Source organism: Glycomyces sp. NPDC021274 (assembly GCF_040641195.1).
GTDB lineage: Bacteria > Actinomycetota > Actinomycetes > Mycobacteriales > Micromonosporaceae > Glycomyces.
Window position 1 is genome coordinate 337,600 of the sequence record NZ_JBFADC010000001.1, and the last position, 17,121, is coordinate 354,720.

Below are 17,121 nucleotides of genomic sequence, written 5' to 3' on the forward strand. Positions count from 1 at the left end.
CCCATCATGATCTCGCGCGGTCATGTTCAGATGCGATCGGCAAGCCCGCAGGGAATCTGCTTCAGGGGGTTCGGCTATCGGTGACCCGGTCGTCGCGGTCGACATGGGCAATCGCGATCTCGATGATGCGATCCCACCGCGTACATGACACTGTGCCTCCGTCTCGCTACAGCGAACGATTCACTGTAGCGAGACGGAGGGCGGTCGCGGCTCGTCCGAACGGGTTGAGTCGTCAGGAGGGCGTCGCTCCAGTGATCTGGAGTTCGTACGGGAACGGGTCGCCGACGCCGGTCTGCCACATCGTGTAGTTGCGGTGCTGCGACGGGGTGGCGGCGACGACGAGCATCATGTGGGTCTCCCCGCTCTGGAGCGAGAAGTTAGCGGTCTGGCCCGGCGCGAACAGCGGGCTGTAGCGGACCGAGAAGTCGGCCTTGACCGCGACCAGGCGGAAGCGCCAGTCGGCCCCGGCGAGGCCGGAGGCGCCGGTGAGCTGGACGCCGACGGTGCTCGTGGTCGGGTTGAGGCGGATCATGTTGTGGCCGTACTGGTGCGGCGCATCGGAACCGGCGATCCGGTAGCGGTTCGAGCCGAGGCTGGTGAGCGGGTCGGTGTGGAGCGGGCGGTAGCTGCCGCCGTTGCGCCACAGGTCGCTGCGCATGGCCGCGCCCTGGTCGAAGTCGTAGACGACCTGGCGGGAGGTCATCTCGCCGATCAAGGTCGCGAACTCCTGGTGGTCGAGCTGGAGGACGCGCTTGATCGTGTCGATCGGATGCTCCCCCTGTCTGGCCTCGAACCAGAGCCGGTCCACCGCTTCGGCGCCGTAGAGCTCTGCGATCGTGTCGAACATGAGCCAGTCGCCGTAGTAGGTCTCCTGGGCGAGCCAGCGGAAGTGCTGGCGTTCGAGGTAGTAGCCGGAGCCGAGGACGACCTCGGGCCGCTGCATGCGCGCCATGTAGTTGGCGTGCGCCTCCCAGACCGGTCCCGCGACGGGGTTGCCGTGGCCCCAGCCGCCGCCGTTCCCGTTGTCGGCGTTGATGTCGCTGGCGTACGACTGCATGATGTGGTTGAGCTCGTGGGACTCGACCCAGTCGTCCCAGATCTTGTCGTACGGCAGGCACATGTGGCCGACGCCGGCGTCGTCGGGCCCGGCCCAGTTCGCGGGCGGGAGGAAGCCGTTCGACCAGGTCCCGCACAGGTACAGGTTGATCCGGTACCGCGAACCGGTGTCGTGGTCGGCGGGGTCGACGAAGCCGGCCTCATTGACGTAGAAGTCGTAGATCTCCTCCATGTGGTTCGCGACCCACTGGGGGTAGTTGTCGTAGCCGCGCTGGCGGCCCCAGGCGACGACGTCGACCGCGTCGCCCCAGCGGACGGTGAAGTTCGCGGACTCGACGTAGTTGCGCGTGGAGGCCCCGGCTTCGATGAGGAACGCGGGCGTGCGGGTCTGCTTCTGCTGCTGCGGTCCCCCAGTGGGGGTTTCACTGGGGGTCTCGGTGGGGGTGCTGGTGCCGCCGCAGGCCACGCCGTTGACCTTGAACCCGGTGGGGATGGTGCCGGTGCCGGTCACGGTGAGGCCGAAGAGCTCTTTGGTCTGGCCGGCGCCGATCTGGGCGTTCCAGCCGACGTCCTCGCCGGTGAAGTGGGCGCCGGACTGGGTGTGGTCGACGTTCCAGGCGTTCTGGACGCTCGACCCCGAGGGGAGGTCGAACTCGACCTTCCAGCCGTTGATCGACTCCGATCCGGCCTTGATGGACACGGCCGCGTTGTGGCCGGTGCCCCATTGGGAGGTGATGGCGTACTGGACGGCGTCGCAGGCGGCGGCAGCTGCCGGAACTGCCGCCACCACGGCGACGGACGCGGCCATGACGGCTCCCACCGCCAATCCGACGGCGCCGAGGCGCCGTTTTCGACTTCGTGTGACTTCCATGAGCTGCGCTCCTTCGCTCGGGCGCGACGGCTTCGGCGCGCCCGCAGGCGGAACCGCGGCGGTGCCGTGAGCACGCGAAATGCCCGCTCACGGCGTCGACCGCAGCTAATATTTACGGACGTAAATATTAGATCCCGCTTGGAAGCACGGGCACAAGCGCAGGGAATTTCTGAAACCAATCACGCATACCGGGGCGAAGCTCGCCCCTGTCCGATTGCGTCGCTTGCACCTCGGCAGTCCCGCCCGGCGGGCCGGGGCCCGCCGGGCGGCACCGGTCATCGGCCTCGACGTTCAGGCGCGGCCCGCTGGGCGGCGGTGATGGCGGCATGGGCGGTGCGGGCCCTCTGGCGGAACTCGATGCCCTTGGCCGAGTTCGCAAGGTCGCGGAGGGTCAGGCCGCGGCGCTGCAGCGAGGCCTGAAGCCATTGCCGCCAGGCGGTGGTCGCTTCGGCGCGGGCGACGGTGGCCGCGCTCCACAAGGGCATCGGGCGGCGCGCCTGCTCGTGCGGGTTGGACCTGAAGTGCTCGGGTGCGGGAAGGAAGTCGCGGATGGCGGTGTCGGTCCAGCCGCGGATGCGGAGGATCGGCTGGGTGACCCAGACCGTCGCGTCGGGCCGGCGCGGCAGCGGCGGCAGCGCGTTGCGGCTGTTGGCTTCGGCGGTCACTTGCTGCTGCCGGGCGGGGTCGGTCGCGTCCGCGTAGAACCGCTCGCGCTGAGCGGCGTCGGTGGCTTCGGCGTACTGCTCGGCGAGCGTGGGTCGTCGGGGCTTTGACAGGCGGCGCTGGATCTCGGCTTCGTCCAGCACCACTCGGGTTCGGTGCTGCGGCTTGCAGTTGCGCGGCTTCGGCTGGTTGCGCATGATGCCCCCGTTCAGGTGTCGTCCTGACCGAGAGATTAGTTACTCGCGAGTAGGGAAACGGGACGACACGCCGACCCGGCTCGATCCCTCTGGCGCACTTCGCCTCGGCGCCCGACGGGAGGCGCCAGCGCAACCGGGAACTGTCAGTTGATGCGGTCGGGCCGGGTGTAGAGGTTCATGGTGTCGTCCCGCACGAAGCCCGCGAGCGTCAGCCCGGACTCCTCCGCCAGGTCTGCGGCGAGCGACGAGGGGGCCGACACCGCTGCGAGCGCGGGGATCCCGGCCATGACCGCTTTCTGCACGAGCTCGAAGGAGGCGCGGCCGGAGACGGCCAGTACGTTGCCGCGCAACGGGACCCGGCCCTCTCTGAGCGCCTGGCCGAGGACCTTGTCGACCGCGTTGTGGCGGCCGACGTCCTCCTTGGCGGTGATGAGGTCGCCGTCGGCGGTGAAGAGGCCTGCGGCGTGGAGGCCGCCGGTGCGGTCGAAGATTTTCTGCGCCTGGCGAAGCCGGTCGGGGAGGGAGGCGAGGACCGCGGCGCTGATCGCGGTGTCGTCCTCGGCGACGCTCCAAGCGGCCTTCGTGCGGACGTCGTCGAGGCTGTCCTTGCCGCAGACGCCGCACGCGGAGGTGACGGTGGTGTTCCGCTTGGCGGACTTCGGCGGGGCCGCCACGTCGGCGGCGAGGACGATGTCGAGCAGGTTATACGTCTGCTCGCCGTTCGCGTCGACGCCCGCGCAGTAGCGCATGGTCACGATGTCGCGGGGCCTGGTGATCACGCCTTCGGCGAGGAGGAACCCGGTCGCGAGGTCGAAGTCGTCGCCCGGGGTGCGCATGGTGACCTGCAGCGATTCGCCCCCGACCCGCAGTTCGAGGGGTTCTTCGACGGCGAGGGTGTCGACCCGCTCGGATCGGTGCTCCCCGGCGATGCGGGTGGTCTTGCGGCGGACGGTGACGCGGCCCATCGGGCTTCAGGTTCCCTTCAGGTGACTTCAGCTCCCCTTCAGGTTCGGCGAGCTCTACTGGCTTGTTTGACATCCTCTCCAACCTAAAGGGCGGAGATTCCCGGCTTGCCGTCCGCTGTTCACGGCGAATGTTGACCTCAGCGTTCTGATCCCGGTCATGGACCGCCCCGCACCCGCAGGTCCACTCCCGGATCTTCAAGCCCTCCAGGCCGGACGGCCCGTCCAACATGCAGGCCTTCGGCATGCGCGTGTTTCCTCGATGCGACCGCGTCGTTGAACACGACCCGGGCAGAGCCGAACGCCCGCGCGAGCGAGACTCGCTGCGGGGCGGTCGGATACACCCGATATCGGTAACGAAGCAGCACCTTGCAAGCCTAAGCCAGGGGTACGACAAAACGGCTGCCCTCGGGCCAACGCAGTCCCGCTAACGCGGGACTGCGGGGCCCCCTAATCGGATCAGGCCCGCGCGGCCCCTGCCGGCTCGCCCCGGGCGTGGTCGCCGTCCGGACCGCTGTCGGGCTCGAAGCGCACCACGATCGATTTCGAAGTGGGGGTGTTGCTGACCTCGGCGACCGAGTCGAGGGGCACGAGCACGTTCGTCTCCGGGAAGTACGCGGCGGCGCAGCCGCGCGCCGTCGGGTAGTGGACGATCCGGAAGTGCGGGGCGCGCCGGTCCCCGTCCGACCATTCGCTCACCAGGTCGCAGAAAGCGCCGTCGACCAGGCCGAGCTCGGCCGCGTCCTCGGGATTGACCAGCACCACCCGGCGGCCGTTGTGAATGCCCCGGTAGCGGTCGTCGAGCCCGTAGATCGTGGTGTTGAACTGGTCGTGGCTGCGCAAGGTCTGGAGCAGCAGCCGCCCCGGACCCGCCTCGGGCGAGGTCACCGGGTTCACTGTGAAGTTCGCTTTGCCTGTGGCCGTGGGGAACGCGCGTCCGTCGCGCGGCGCGTGCGGCAGCGCGAACCCGCCCGGCACGCGGGCGCGGGCGTTGTAGTCCGCGAATCCGGGAACGACCCGCTCGATCCGCTCGCGGATCAGGTCGTAGTCGGCCGCGAACGCCTCCCAGGGCACGGCGTCGTCCCGCCCGAGCACGGCCCGGGCGAGCCCGGCCACGATCGCGATCTCCGAGCGCATGCCCTCGCTCAGCGGCGGGACGCTCCCGCGCGAAGCGTGCACGATCCCCATCGAGTCCTCGACGGTGACGAACTGTTCGCGTCCCCCGGGGGCGTCGATGTCAGTGCGGCCGAGCGCCGGCAGGATGAGCGCCCGCGCCCCCGTCACCACGTGCGACCGGTTGAGCTTGGTCGAGACGTGCACCGTCAGGCGGCAGCCGCGCATGGCCGCCTCAGTCGCGGCGGTGTCGGGCGTCGCCGCGACGAAGTTGCCGCCCATCGCGAAGAACACCCGCACCCGGCCGTCGCGCATCGCTCGGATCGTCCCCACGGTGTCGAGGCCGTGGTCGCGGGGCGGCGCGAAGTCGAACTCCGTGCCGAGGGCGTCGAGGAACCGGTCGGGCATGCGTTCCCAGATGCCCATCGTCCGGTCGCCCTGCACGTTCGAGTGCCCGCGCACCGGGCACACGCCAGCGCCCGGGCGCCCGATGTTGCCGCGCAGGAGCAGGAACGCGACGATCTCGCGGATCGTGGGCACGGCGTGCTTGTGCTGCGTCAGGCCCATCGCCCAGCACACCACGATCTTGTCCGCGGCCAGGACCATCGCGAGGAGCCGCCGGATCTCGGCCGCCGGGAGGCCGGTGCGCTCGACCGCGTCGGCCAGCGCGGCGTCGTCGCCCGTGGGGTCGTCGATGCCGTGGTGGGCGGCGAACGCCGCGAAACCGTGCGTGTGCGCGTCGATGAAGTCGCGGTCGATGGCGGCGGGGTCACTGGCGGCGGCGCGCAGGAGCATGCGGTTGAGGATGCTGAAGAGGGCGAGGTCGCCGCCGACCTTGATCTGCAGGAACAGGTCGGTGAGCGGGGTGCCGCGTCCGGTGAGGCCGCGGGCGGTCTGGGGGTTCTTGAAGCGCTGCATGCCGGCTTCGGGGAGGGGGTTGACGGTGGCGATGCGTGCGCCGGCGCGTTTGGCCTTCTCGAGGGCGGTGAGCATGCGGGGATGGTTGGTGCCGGGGTTCTGGCCGGCCACGATGATGAGGTCGGCTTGGTGGAGGTCGTCGAGGGTGACGCTGCCTTTGCCGATGCCGATGGTCTCCGCGAGGGCGGAGCCGGAGGACTCATGGCACATGTTGGAGCAGTCGGGGAGGTTGTTGGTGCCGAGTCGGCGGGCGAAGAGCTGGTAGAGGAACGCGGCTTCGTTGCTGGTGCGGCCGGAGGTGTAGAACGCGGCGGCGTCGGGGGTGTCGAGGTCGGCGAGTTCGGCGGCGATGAGGGCGAAGGCGTCGTCCCAGGTGATGGGCTCGTAGTGGGTGCCGTGCTCGGCGAGGTGGACGGGCTGGGTGAGGCGGCCCTGCTGGCCGAGCCAGTAGCCGGATTTCTCGGCGAGGTCGGCGACTGCGTGGGTGGCGAAGAAGTCGGGGTCGACGCGGCGGCGGGTGCCTTCTTCGGCGACGGCTTTGGCGCCGTTCTCGCAGAATTCGGCGGGGTGGCGGTGGAGGGGTTCGGGCCAGGCGCAGCCGGGGCAGTCGAAGCCGCCGGTCTGGTTGACGTCGCGCAGGAGGGGCAGGCCGCGTTTGGCGCCGGCTTGGGCGCCGACGACGCGGATCGAGTTGGCCACGGCGGGCAGGCCGACGGCGTGCTGCTGGGGGCGGCGGACGTCGGGTGCGTCCTGGGCGGGGTCGAGTTCGGGCGCCTTGCTCATTGCTGCAGTGTAGGGCGGCGCGATGCAGTGCCGGGCCGGGAACACTCGGTTGCGGGCGGGGTGCGGGATTCGTTCCCGGCGGGTGGGTTTTCCGGATGAAATGCCAGCTCTTGGTGGCAGAGCAGGGGGTATCGGGGCGAATCGGCGCGGACCGTTCGGGCGGGTCGGTCCGGGTACGCTGGACGACGCGGACCGGTGCGGGTCCACCGTCCCGGTCCCGCGGCGCGGTCCTGTGCGGAAGGCGGTGGTGATGGACGATGCTGGTGGCGCGCTTGGCGATTCGCCGGGTCGGCGTGGTCGTCTCCACGGCCGCCTGCTGCAGGTCCTGGGCGCGGTGTCGGTGTTCGCGGCGCTGATCGCCTTGTGGCAGTGGGGGGTGTTCGGCGACGATCCCGACCGTGATCCGGTGAGCGTCCTCGAAGGCCTGGAAACACTGTCCATTCCGGACGGTCCAAGTCCGTCGGGCACGGTCGCTTCGGTCCATGCTTCGAGTTCGGCGATCGAGTCGCCTTCGGAGCCGAGTGCTTCGGCGACCAGCGATGCGCCGACGAGTGCGAGCCCGTCGCCGTCGCCTTCGGAGGCCGCCACTTCGAGTGCGGAGGAGTCCTCCTCGGCGTCGTGCACGGCGAGCCTCACCGTCAATCAGGAGTGGGACGACTCGGTCGAGGTCCAGATCGAAGTGGTCAACACTGGCAGCGTCACGTTGGGGGCGTGGGAGATCGACCTCGGTCTGCGGGATGTGGAGATCTACAACCACTGGAACATGCGCGAGCTCGACCACGGCTGGTACGGCAGTGAGGACTGGAACGGCCGCCTCGATCCGGAGGAGGACGCGGTCGCGGGCTTCCAGGCGGAGATCGATGACCGCGCCGAGATTCCCGGCTCGGTGACCTGCACGGCCGTGGTCTGAGAGCGGGCCGGCCTGAGCGCGGGCCGGCCTGAGAACGGGTCTCAGGCAGTGAGGAGTTTCGCGGCGGTGGCGGCACCGTCGGTGCGGATCATCGCAGCAGTTGCGGTCGCGCGTTCGCGGGTTTCGGCGGTGAGGGCGGTGGCGATCGCGGCGGCGAGTGATCGGGTGGTGAGGCTCGGGCCCGGGTGGGCCGCACCGATGCCGAGTTCGGCGACGCGGCGGGCCCAGTAGGGCTGGTCGACGATCTGCGGGACCACCACTTGGGGCGTGCCGGCGATCGCGGCGGTGGCGGTGGTGCCGGCGCCGCCGTGGTGTACGACGGCGGACACTCGCGGGAACAGCGCCTGCTGGTTGACATCGTCGACGGCGAGGCAGTCCTCAAGATCATCGACGGGGGCGAGGCCTGCCCAGCCGCTGGCGAGGATCACGCGGAGGCCGTGCCTGCGGGCGGCACCGATGGCCACGCGGGCGAAGTTTTCCCTGGGGCGCAAGGGGATACTGCCGAATCCGATATAGACCGGTGTTGGCCCGGCGTCGAGGAAGGCCTCCAGTTCGGGGGTGAGCGCGCGTTTGTCGGGGAGGATCCACGCGCCGGTCTGCACGACCTCGAAATCATCGGGGCCACGGGGGCTGAGCACGGGGTCGGTCGCGAGCCAGGGTTGCGCGGTGTGGACATGGTCGCGCACGTTCACCAAGGGCGCCAGGCCGTTCGCGGCCCTGAGCCGGTTGACCGACTCGCCGTAGAGGGCGTGCATGCTGGCGGCGTCATGGGCCCAGAGCTCCCGGTTGCCGGTGACGCCGGGCGGGAGCGGTCGGCCGGGCCGCTCGGGCGGCGGGTGGTGCAGTGACGGCAGGAGCGTCGGCTGGAGGCTGACGTGGTGGTAGCGGAGGCCGAGCACGTCGGCGGCGGTCCGCGCAGCGGCGGCGACGGGGAACATCCCCGTGGCGACGATCGCATCGCATCCCGCTGCGGCCGTATAGATTCGGTCGAACTGTCCGGTGAGGACCGCGACAGTGCGCGCCGTGAAGTCCGTCAACTGCGGAGGCCCGGTGCCGGTGACCAGCGGTCGCACGGCGTCCCCGGCGGGGACCATCGGCACGTCGGCGTCCGCGAGCAGCCGCGCGAACTCGGGGTCGGGCGGCGCGCACACCGACGCCGTCGCGCCCAGTGCGCGCAGGCGCACCGCCAGGGCCGCCATGGGCTCGACGTCGCCGCGCGAACCGTAGGTCGAGAGCAGGACGCGCATCGGTACCCCGTTCGGACGGTTGAACGGACCATTCTGCGGCGCGGATGCAAGGGACCGGTGCCCAGGCGCACAAGCGGATGCGAGAAGATCGCCTGAGCCGCCCTCTCGGTGGGCGGCTTCGAGGGTCGGGAGGCCGCCGATGCACGACGAGAACGCTTCGAAACCGCAGGTCATCGTGTTCACCGGCTTGCCGGGGACCGGCAAGTCGACGCTCTCAGAACGACTCAGCCGCGCGACCGGCGTCCCGGTGTTCGCCGCGGACTGGCTGATGGGCTCGCTGGTACCGCACGGGGTCCTGAACGACCTGGCATTCGAGAAGTACCTGGCGCTCCACGACGGCCTCATGGAGACGCTGATCGTGCGCCAGCTCCGGCTCGAGCAGTCGGCGATCACCGACTGCGTCGTCGACGACGCGACCGCCAAGCGGTGGGAGGGCATCGCCGCCGAGTACGGGGCGCGGCTGCGCGTCGTCGAGTGCACCTGCAGCGACACAGCACTGCACCGCAGCCGGGTCGAGGGCCGCGTTCGCGGCATCCCCGGCTGGCACGAGATCGACTGGGCGCACGTCGAGCACATGCGCACCGAACTGCCGCCCTTCACGCTGGAGCGGCTCACGGTCGACGCCGTCGACCCGCTCGAGGCCAATATGGACAAGATCCGCGACTACTTGTCGCGCTGATTCGGCGGCAGGTCGCAGCGAGCGGCACCGCCTGGGAACAGTACGCTCGCAGTCCTCTGCGGACGAGGACTCGTCGCCGAGCAGCGCGGAAAGGGAACATGATGGCCGGCAGCCGGATCGCGATCGTATGGAATCCATCGAAGACATCCCGAGAAGACCTCGAGCGGGCACTGCCCGCGAGCGCCGCTGACGCGGAGGTCTCATGGCACGAGACCAGCCCGGACGACCCCGGACAGGGCGCGGCGGGCGAAGCGCTCGCGGCGGGGGCCGCAGTGGTGGTCGCGGCCGGAGGCGACGGGACCGTGCGGGCGGTCGCCGAGCGCCTGGCGCAGGATGACGCCGCCGAGCTCGCAATCGTGCCGCTGGGCACGGGCAACCTCCTCGCGCGCAACCTGGGCGTGCCGATCAACGACCTCCGGGGCGCGCTCACCCGGGCGTTCGAAGGACCGTCGCGCGCACTGGACCTCGGCTGGATCACCACCGAAGTGGACGGTGCGGCCACGCGTCAGGCCTTCGCCGTCCTCGCGGGCATCGGCATCGATGCGCACATGATCGTGGAGACCGACGACGACCTCAAGAGCAAGGTCGGTTGGCTGGCCTATGTGGAGTCGCTCGGGCGAGCGCTGCGCGCCACCGAGGTCGTGCAGATGGCGATCGCCCTCGACGGCGCGACACCCGAACAAGCGGAGGGGCACACGCTCATCGTCGGCAATTGCGGCACGCTCCAGGGCGGTATCGCGCTCCTGCCGGACGCGGACCCGTCGGACGGCGAACTGGACCTGCTCCTGCTCAGCGCGGAAGGAATCGGCCAGTGGCTCGACACGCTCCGGTCGTTCATATGGGACAACGGCATCCGGCGGCTCTTCAGCCGGCACGAGCGCGCTGAGAGCGCCGACACCGCGACCCACGCCAGGGTCGGCCGCGTCTCGGTCGAACTGTCAGAGCCGCGCGTGCTGGAAGTCGACGGCGACGACCTGGGCGAGACGTCGAGTTTCACGGTCGAAGTCCAGCCCGCCGCCGTGCGGGTGCGCTGAGTTCAATACGTCGCGGTGACGGTCCGCGCCTCGCCGTCGACTCGGACCGTGCCGCCGTAGGGAATCACGAACTGCGGGTCGGTATGTCCGAAGTCGACACCGAGGACCGCGGGCGTGCCGGGCGCATACTCGTGGAGCACGCGGAGCACCGATTCCCGCTGCTCCGAACGGAACCGGTCGGCGTCGGACGCGTCCAGGCGCCGGTCCTCGCTCGAGGACTTGGGCCGCCCCATCAGGAACGCGGCGCACCGTTCCAGCCATCCGCGTTCACCGATCGAACGCAGGATCCGGTACACGTCGGCCGCGCTCGGCATCTCCTCGGAGGTCTCGAAGAACAGCACGGCGCCATCGATCCGCTCGGTTGAGGGAATGCACCGGTCGGCCATGAGCAGCCAGGACACCACCTCGAGGCAGCCGCCCCAGGCCATGCCCTCCACCGCCGGTCCCGGGTTGCGCCATTCCCAGGGTGCGGCGTCGCGCATGGCGGGCGGGCGCTCGAACGTGGCCGGGTCCGCCCAGTCCCCTGAGGACTCACCGAACTCACCGGGTTCGGCCAGCACGAACGGGCCCGGTGTGAAGAGCGCCGCCCGCAGTGACGCTGCAGTCGCCGGATGCATCGCGCCGGGCCGGCCGAACGCCGTCATGACCGCGCCGCCGTGGTAGCCGACGATGCCGCTCTCGGCGAGGAACGCGAGCAGATTCGTGCAGTCGCTGAACCCGAAGAACGGCTTGGGATTCGCGGCGATCAGCTCACGGTCGAGATACGGGAGCACCGTGATCTGGTCGTCCCCGCCGATGCTGGAGATGACGGCCTTCACCGACGGGTCGGCGAACGCCGCATGCAGGTCCGCCGCACGATCGGCAGGGCTCGCATGCATCCTCCGCGTGGTCGGGTATTCGACCGGGACAAGCCCGAACGACTCGGTCAGGCGATGCAGCCCGAGCTCGAACGGCAGCGGCAGCACTGCGGGCAGTCCAGAGGACGGCGAGACGATCGCGACCCGGTCGCCCGGCACCGGCTTCGGCGGATACAGCGGCATCACGACAGGCTACCGATGCCGCGGCGCGGTGCGCCGCGCAATCGGTATGGCCAAGGGCGGCGATCGTGCAGTAGATTGACGCCCATGATGTTCAACGAAACGAGCACCCAAGGTTCATGACGCGGTCCGGCGAGCGCAATGCGCTCGAACCCGACCTCGTCCCTGTCCTCCAGCGCGTCCGCGACCTCTGCGGCCGCTTCCCCGAAGGCCCGCTTCCCGCAGCGGAACTCAAGGCCCTTCGGGACTCCATTGAGGAGCTCCGGCCGGGCACTCGTGAACTGCTGCCAAGGCGGCGCCCGCGGATTCGCGAGAGCTTCGAAGAGCGCAAACGCAACTACAAGGCCGCCGTGGCGGTGCTGGCCGATGTCGTGCGGTCCGCCTCCTCATGCTCCGACGCCGATCTCGAGCGGCTGAGCGAACAGCTCCGCGGGTTCCGGGACGACCAGCGCCTGCGGCTCGATCCGAAGTCGGTCGACCTCGGGCTGCCCGCCGAGCGGGTCCGCGGGATCGCACTCCACCTGCTGCACACCGGTGTCACCAGCACCGAAGTCCTCATGGGCCTCCAACTCATGGAGCGAGCGGCAGTACCGGAAGACATCGACCTCGTCACCACCTTCGCGCTCATCGGCGGGAACTTCGGGTTCAGCGCCTTCATGTCGCTCAAACAGCTTGAGCTGCCCGCACCAGGACTGTTCGCGATCGCCAAGCGGGTGCCCCGCGAGGGGCGGTCTACATTCTCCGCGGCGCTGGGCGCATCACCGGGTGGCGAGATCGACGCGCTCCTGGCGACGCTCTCAGTCGGCGAAGCGATCGTGCTGTTGCGCACGGTCGACGACTACCGGGGCACGCCGAAGTGGATCGAGGGGAACGAACGGCTCGCCGCCGCGGTGGTGGCCGCCGCTGAGAACCCGCTCCTTATGGGCGACGGCGCGGACACGCCGTTCTCGATGGCGTGGCTGCGCGACGAAATCCGGTACGGCCCCGCCGCGCTCCTCGGCTACTCCCCCGGCCAGCGCATGAAAGCAGTCGAGAAGCTCAACGCGTGGCTCGGCTCGCCGCGAGCGCTGCAGGCGGTCGAGAACGTGCTGGCGCGGCGTCCGCAGGACAGCCGGGAGATCTGGCTGCACCGTCAGGTCCTCGATGCGCAGCTGGATCGCTCCGCGGGCTTCCCTGCGGGGCTGGCGATCCGCATCGCGGTCCCGCCACCGGGTTCGGGCGACGTGCGCACGCACCTGCTCGTCGACGGCGTGCCGCTCCTACCGCGTGTGTTCGGCCCCGATGAGCCCCGCAATCCTGGACGGCTCCTCCACTACGAGGACGGGCTGCGGGCGACCTCGCAAGCGCGAGAAGTCGTGCTAGCGGAGCCCGAGTGCACCGAAGGCTGCTGCGGCGCGCTGCGGGTCGACATCAGGCGCGATGACGCCAACGGTCGCGTCGCGTGGGAGATCTGGCGGAGCTCCGGCGACGAGCATCGGGAGCGGTTCGAGTTCGATGCCGCTGCCTATGACGCCGAAATCGCCCGCGCCGAAGCCGATTTCGGGTGGGAGTGGCCTGCGCGGCGCGCAGCCAGGCTCCTGCAGGGACGGTTCAAGGCCGAACCGGACCTCCTCTCCCGGTGGGAGTGTCGATTCGGTTCGGTCAGTTCGTGGAACTTCGCGCGGTCCCTGGTGTCGCTGCATTTCACCTATCCGGCGGCGCGCGCCCCCGGATCGGGGGAGCCTGGGCTCATCTTCACGTACGAGGTCGAGGTGCCCGATGCGGCGACTGTCGATGACGAGGCGGTCGATGCGCTGGTCGAGCAGACGGTGCAGCGGTTCAGGGACGAGGACCCGAAGCGGTGCTCCCGATTGCTGGGCGGCTCACGGGAACTCGCGGACTCCCTCGGGATCCCCTGGCCGAAACAGTGAACTAGTCCGGTTCGGGCACGAACCGCGGGCGCCGGCCGGTGTACGCACCGCTGGCGTCCGCCGGGCCGATCACTCGCCGTTCCACCAGGTCGACGGCCTGGTAGGCGCGGTAGTCCGCCCATTCGCCGAGCCCGTCGGCGGCCCAGTCGGGGGTGCCTTCCTCGATCTCGCCGGTCTCGCCTTTGAACTCGACGAGCGCCGTCTTGTCGTCCAGGTACCGGCCGTCCCATAGGAAGATCGTCTCGATCTGGTCGGTCTCGAGGTCGAACCCGAAGTCCTCCAAGGGGATCTGCCATTGCACGGCCCCGGAGGGGAAGTCGAGGAAGGTGACCGCGGTGAGGGCGACCGACATGTCTTCGTGCTCGAAGGCCATGACCTGGCGGCCGTCAGGTGAGAGGGCCACGATGCGCTGGTCGCTCTGGTTGGGGTCCTCGGCGACCGGCCACGGGGCCCATTCCATGGCGCCCTGGGAAATCCGCCCCTTGAAGAGGTAGCAGCCGTCCTGGCCGCAGCCGACTTCGAGGAGGACGTGCTCGCCGTCAGGGTGCACGACGTGGTGGCCGCCGTGGCCGCCGACCGTGGGCAGGGCCGCGTCGCCGAGGACCGCGCCGGTCGCGGCGTCGAGCGCGAACCAGCGGTCGGACTCGCCGTGCCCGGAGTACATGTCGGGGCGGTAGAGCCACACGACCGTGCCGTCGAACGAGAAGCGGCAGTTGGTCCGGGCGCTGCCCGGCGCGTCCTCGCGCGGCCCGAAGTCGAAGCGCCACAGTTCGGTCCCGGCCCGGTCGAGGCAGACGAGGAAGTCGCCGGTGGATATCGCGATGCGGTCGCCGGACGCGTCCCGCGACTGCGCGTCGAAGCCGAAATCCGGTCGCTCCACTGTGTCTGCCATAGCTCCTCTTCACTGCCGTCGGACGGCCCGATCGTAGTCGGCGCAGGCAAACTCAGGCGGGTTCGGGGCGGCCGAAGCGCACCGCGACGCCCGGCGAGCAGAGGACGCTCATCGGCTCGCCGGTGACGTGCAGGCCCGCCGCGGCGAGCAGGTTCTCGTCGCACTCGAGGAGCTCCGCGCGATGCAGGGGCCAGCGCGGGTGGGCGTTCGGGAGGTATTGGAGCCGCCCCGCGACCGAGTGGTGGAGGCCCCAGCGGGCGGTCAGGAAGTGCTCGAGCGGCGTTGGGGCCGTGAGGGGTTCACCGACGCGGAGGGTGATGCGGCAGTGGGCCGGGCGGGGGCCGGGCCAGCGGCGGCTGCTGGTGTAGGCGAGGGTGCCGCGGTCGGCGCGCAGGGACATGCGGGACCAGACGTAGGGAATGCGGAAGCCGATGCGGGCGGTGAGCACGGGGACGAGTCGGGAGGCGTCGAGGGAGCGGAAGACGACGCCGCGGCGGCCGTGCTGGTCCACCGAGTAGAGGCGGACGTTGATCTCGGGGAAGGTGCCGAGGTAGGGGATGCCGGGGAGGCCGAACCATCCGACGCGGTGCATGCGGAAGGGGACGAGGCCGACGTAGGTCCTGCCGTCGAACGTGTCGGGCACGGTTCCGGCCGGGAGGAGGCCGGCCGCGGTCTCCGGGGGGACTTCCCAGTGGAGGAAGGCGAGGTCGAGCCAGGACTGGGTGAGCAGCGGGCGCGTGATGCGTGCGCGCGGCTCGGGCGTGACGGGTTCCGGCGTCGGGTGCATGGTCTCAGCATCGCAGGGCCGGGCGGGTGTTCGCTGGGGGTTGGCGCTTCGACCCGCTGGTACCTCAAGGGGCGGGCCGCGATCGCCTACAAGGAGGCGGTCAGCGGCAGCCCGCTCAAGTTCTTCCGGTCGCGCCGTGCCATCCCGGCCCGCCTGACCGGTCGGACCGGCGGGCGCCGCAACCGCCTTGCGGCATAACGCCTTCGCCCGACCTTCGCTCACATGGAGCACGGCGTCGGCGCCTTCGATGATCACTCGGTTGAGCGGGGACGGGCCCTGCGGCGAGGTGATGTCGGTCCGCTCGGCCGCGTCGGGAACGTCGGCGGCGGCGGTCAGGCCCCACGTGTCGAACCGCTCCTGGAGCCGGCCCTCGTACGTGCCCGGTTCGGGCGCGGGCAGCCCGATGCCCGCGCTGCGGCCGAGGCTGCCGACGATGCACGCGTACCGGGGGCCGAGGAGGGACGCGAGGATCGCGCCGGTGCCGGACCAGGTGAGGTCCATGCCGCCCATGGACATCCGGCTCGGGTTCCGTTGGAGGTGGAGGTTGTGTCCGGAGAGGAGGGTCGGGCCGCGGTCGGCTTCACGGTTGCGAATGTCGAGCACGTTCTGGGCCATGATCGCGTCGCGGACGCCGCCGAGGCGGCTCCACCGCCGGCCGTCCTCGCCGGGCCGGGCGGCCTCGCGGTGGTAGCGCAGGAGGCCCAGCGCGGTGGTGACGTGGATGCGGGCCCGGTCCCACCGGGCGCGTGCGGCTCCGGCGGCGAGTTCGGGAGCGCGGGCGTACAACTCGGTGAGCAGGTCGTCGGCCATCGCGCGCAGCCGCATGGCCTCCGGGGAGTCGCCGGGCGAGCGGGCCGGGTCGGTGACGGCCTCCATGCTCGCCCACTGCTCGTCATCGCCCGCGATGGCCCGTACGTCGAGGTCGAGACCGAGGTAGTCGACGGCGTGCTCGAGGTAGCGGCGCGGGCTCTCCGCGGTGAACTCGAGCGGCGCGTCGATGCCGTGGAACGCGAGGCGGTCCGCCATGGGGCGCTCGGCGTTGTACTCGCGCATCCAGGCGACGAGCGCGCGGTTGGCGGCGAAGGCGCCGAAGCCGTGCGAGAAGCCCTGGGCCATGGCCGCGTCGAGGGTGCCGACCCCGTGCCGGACGTAGTCGTCCACCGCCAGGGCGGCCACCCGGTCGGATTCGAGGGCGAAGGAGCGGAAGCCGCGCTCGGCAAGGTGGGCGAACAGCTCGTTGCGGATCTCTCCGAACGCGGGCTCCCGGTGGTCGGGCTCACCGAGGGCCAGGAGGTCGTGGGAGTCGGTGACGAAGTCGCGAATGTCCTGAGTCATGGCCGCAAACGTATCCTTGAAAGATCGGTTGATACTTTCAATGGGTCAGACCTTGCAGCCAGCCTGCAGAGTCTCAATCATCGTTGCGTCCTGACTCTGGCGCGTTCGAACATCGGGCGCGGTTTTTCGTCGGACGTCTGCTTTAGGGTCGGGGGATGACAGTGCAATGGCCTGAGGCGATCCTCGGGCAACTCGAGTTCTACTGGGATTTCCACCTGCGGCCGCGGCTGGAGGGGCTCCACGACGACGAGTACCTGTGGGAGCCGGCCGACGACTGCTGGAGCCTGCGGCCCGGCGCTGACGGCGCGCTCGAGATGGAGACCGCCGACCCCGCCCCCGAACCGCCGCCGGTGACGACGATCGCGTGGCGGATGGTCCACATCGGACGTGACGTGCTCGGCGTCCGCGCCCGCGCGTTCTTCGGACCCCATGAGGGCCTTGAGGACGCGGACATGTGGGACCTGCGGCTGTGGCCCGACGCGCTGCCCGGCACCGCCGATGAAGCGGTCGCGATGCTCGAGGCCGCCTACGCGCACTGGCGCGACGGCGTGCGCGCCCTCGACGCCGAGGCGATCGAGCGGCCGCTCGGACCCAAGGGCGCGTGGTTCGCGGACGACTCGATGGCCGCCCTCGTCCTCCACCTCAACCGCGAGGTCATGGCCCACGGCGCGGAGATCTGCCTCCTTCGCGACCTCTACCGCGCCTCGGGCTTCCGGGCCCGCTGAGC

The 17,121-nt window shown here is 70.4% G+C and carries 13 protein-coding genes and 3 pseudogenes; 5 read left to right on the forward strand and 11 right to left on the reverse strand.

Going from position 1 to position 17,121, the window contains the following annotated elements; all coding sequences use genetic code 11:
• Nucleotides 1-232 precede the first annotated feature (232 nt).
• From AB0I03_RS01430 to AB0I03_RS01455, 6 genes and pseudogenes are all read right to left on the reverse strand, one after another.
• Nucleotides 233-1,927 (reverse strand): DUF6055 domain-containing protein, encoded by a 1,695-nt coding sequence (locus AB0I03_RS01430; protein WP_360404569.1) that lies wholly within the window; start codon nt 1,925-1,927, stop codon nt 233-235.
• Nucleotides 1,928-2,202: 275 nt separating this feature from the next.
• Nucleotides 2,203-2,787 (reverse strand): hypothetical protein, encoded by a 585-nt coding sequence (locus AB0I03_RS01435; protein WP_360404572.1) that lies wholly within the window; start codon nt 2,785-2,787, stop codon nt 2,203-2,205.
• A gap of 143 nt (nt 2,788-2,930) precedes the next feature.
• The gene (gene fdhD / locus AB0I03_RS01440; protein ID WP_360404575.1) at nt 2,931-3,752 is read right to left on the reverse strand and encodes a formate dehydrogenase accessory sulfurtransferase FdhD; all 822 of its coding nucleotides are present in this window, start codon (nt 3,750-3,752) and stop codon (nt 2,931-2,933) included.
• Between the two features lie 121 nt (nt 3,753-3,873).
• A pseudogene (locus AB0I03_RS01445) lies at nt 3,874-3,969 on the reverse strand (zinc ribbon domain-containing protein); the annotation flags it as partial.
• A 13-nt stretch (nt 3,970-3,982) separates the two neighbouring features.
• A pseudogene (locus tag AB0I03_RS01450) lies at nt 3,983-4,117 on the reverse strand (helix-turn-helix domain-containing protein); the annotation flags it as partial.
• 91 nt (nt 4,118-4,208) lie between these two features.
• Nucleotides 4,209-6,563, reverse strand: a complete 2,355-nt coding sequence (locus AB0I03_RS01455; RefSeq protein WP_360404578.1) for an FdhF/YdeP family oxidoreductase — start codon at nt 6,561-6,563, stop codon at nt 4,209-4,211.
• 250 nt (nt 6,564-6,813) lie between these two features.
• Between AB0I03_RS01455 and AB0I03_RS01460 the strand changes: the two genes are divergently transcribed.
• Complete coding sequence (locus AB0I03_RS01460) at nt 6,814-7,473, forward strand: cellulose binding domain-containing protein (RefSeq protein ID WP_360404581.1); 660 nt, start codon at nt 6,814-6,816, stop codon at nt 7,471-7,473.
• A gap of 41 nt (nt 7,474-7,514) precedes the next feature.
• On the opposite strand, the gene AB0I03_RS01465 is transcribed toward AB0I03_RS01460, so the two are convergent.
• A complete protein-coding gene (locus AB0I03_RS01465) occupies nt 7,515-8,720 on the reverse strand; it encodes a glycosyltransferase (RefSeq protein WP_360404584.1) in 1,206 nt (401 codons plus the stop codon).
• A 139-nt stretch (nt 8,721-8,859) separates the two neighbouring features.
• Between AB0I03_RS01465 and AB0I03_RS01470 the strand changes: the two genes are divergently transcribed.
• Nucleotides 8,860-9,399, forward strand: coding sequence for an AAA family ATPase (locus AB0I03_RS01470; protein WP_360404587.1), 540 nt, complete (start codon nt 8,860-8,862; stop codon nt 9,397-9,399).
• Between the two features lie 98 nt (nt 9,400-9,497).
• Nucleotides 9,498-10,433 (forward strand): diacylglycerol kinase family protein, encoded by a 936-nt coding sequence (locus AB0I03_RS01475; protein WP_360404590.1) that lies wholly within the window; start codon nt 9,498-9,500, stop codon nt 10,431-10,433.
• Between the two features lie 2 nt (nt 10,434-10,435).
• Here AB0I03_RS01475 and AB0I03_RS01480 read toward each other — a convergent pair whose 3' ends face one another.
• Entirely contained in the window at nt 10,436-11,473 is a 1,038-nt protein-coding gene (locus AB0I03_RS01480) for a S66 peptidase family protein (protein ID WP_360404593.1), read from the reverse strand.
• Nucleotides 11,474-11,589: 116 nt separating this feature from the next.
• Between AB0I03_RS01480 and AB0I03_RS01485 the strand changes: the two genes are divergently transcribed.
• Nucleotides 11,590-13,380: a hypothetical protein gene (locus AB0I03_RS01485; RefSeq protein WP_360404596.1), complete on the forward strand. Its 1,791-nt coding sequence runs from the start codon at nt 11,590-11,592 to the stop codon at nt 13,378-13,380.
• Nucleotide 13,381: 1 nt separating this feature from the next.
• Here AB0I03_RS01485 and AB0I03_RS01490 read toward each other — a convergent pair whose 3' ends face one another.
• From AB0I03_RS01490 to AB0I03_RS01500, 3 genes and pseudogenes are all read right to left on the reverse strand, one after another.
• The gene (locus AB0I03_RS01490) at nt 13,382-14,272 is read right to left on the reverse strand and encodes a hypothetical protein (RefSeq protein WP_360404599.1); all 891 of its coding nucleotides are present in this window, start codon (nt 14,270-14,272) and stop codon (nt 13,382-13,384) included.
• Nucleotides 14,273-14,324: 52 nt separating this feature from the next.
• A complete protein-coding gene (locus AB0I03_RS01495) occupies nt 14,325-15,059 on the reverse strand; it encodes a DUF2071 domain-containing protein (protein WP_360405894.1) in 735 nt (244 codons plus the stop codon).
• Nucleotides 15,060-15,425: 366 nt separating this feature from the next.
• Nucleotides 15,426-16,394, reverse strand: a pseudogene (locus AB0I03_RS01500) (erythromycin esterase family protein); the annotation flags it as partial.
• 155 nt (nt 16,395-16,549) lie between these two features.
• Between AB0I03_RS01500 and AB0I03_RS01505 the strand changes: the two are divergent.
• A complete protein-coding gene (locus AB0I03_RS01505) occupies nt 16,550-17,119 on the forward strand; it encodes a DinB family protein (RefSeq protein WP_360404602.1) in 570 nt (189 codons plus the stop codon).
• Nucleotides 17,120-17,121: the final 2 nt, after the last annotated feature.

Bases quoted from the DNA above. Each gene is read 5' to 3' on its own strand.
- AB0I03_RS01430 (WP_360404569.1), bottom strand. From the start codon at position 1,927: ATGGAAGTCACACGAAGTCGAAAACGGCGCCTCGGCGCCGTCGGATTG.
- AB0I03_RS01435 (WP_360404572.1), bottom strand. From the start codon at position 2,787: ATGCGCAACCAGCCGAAGCCGCGCAACTGCAAGCCGCAGCACCGAACC.
- fdhD (WP_360404575.1), bottom strand. From the start codon at position 3,752: ATGGGCCGCGTCACCGTCCGCCGCAAGACCACCCGCATCGCCGGGGAG.
- AB0I03_RS01455 (WP_360404578.1), bottom strand. From the start codon at position 6,563: ATGAGCAAGGCGCCCGAACTCGACCCCGCCCAGGACGCACCCGACGTC.
- AB0I03_RS01460 (WP_360404581.1), top strand. From the start codon at position 6,814: ATGGACGATGCTGGTGGCGCGCTTGGCGATTCGCCGGGTCGGCGTGGT.
- AB0I03_RS01465 (WP_360404584.1), bottom strand. From the start codon at position 8,720: ATGCGCGTCCTGCTCTCGACCTACGGTTCGCGCGGCGACGTCGAGCCC.
- AB0I03_RS01470 (WP_360404587.1), top strand. From the start codon at position 8,860: ATGCACGACGAGAACGCTTCGAAACCGCAGGTCATCGTGTTCACCGGC.
- AB0I03_RS01475 (WP_360404590.1), top strand. From the start codon at position 9,498: ATGATGGCCGGCAGCCGGATCGCGATCGTATGGAATCCATCGAAGACA.
- AB0I03_RS01480 (WP_360404593.1), bottom strand. From the start codon at position 11,473: ATGCCGCTGTATCCGCCGAAGCCGGTGCCGGGCGACCGGGTCGCGATC.
- AB0I03_RS01485 (WP_360404596.1), top strand. From the start codon at position 11,590: ATGACGCGGTCCGGCGAGCGCAATGCGCTCGAACCCGACCTCGTCCCT.
- AB0I03_RS01490 (WP_360404599.1), bottom strand. From the start codon at position 14,272: ATGGCAGACACAGTGGAGCGACCGGATTTCGGCTTCGACGCGCAGTCG.
- AB0I03_RS01495 (WP_360405894.1), bottom strand. From the start codon at position 15,059: ATGCACCCGACGCCGGAACCCGTCACGCCCGAGCCGCGCGCACGCATC.
- AB0I03_RS01505 (WP_360404602.1), top strand. From the start codon at position 16,550: ATGACAGTGCAATGGCCTGAGGCGATCCTCGGGCAACTCGAGTTCTAC.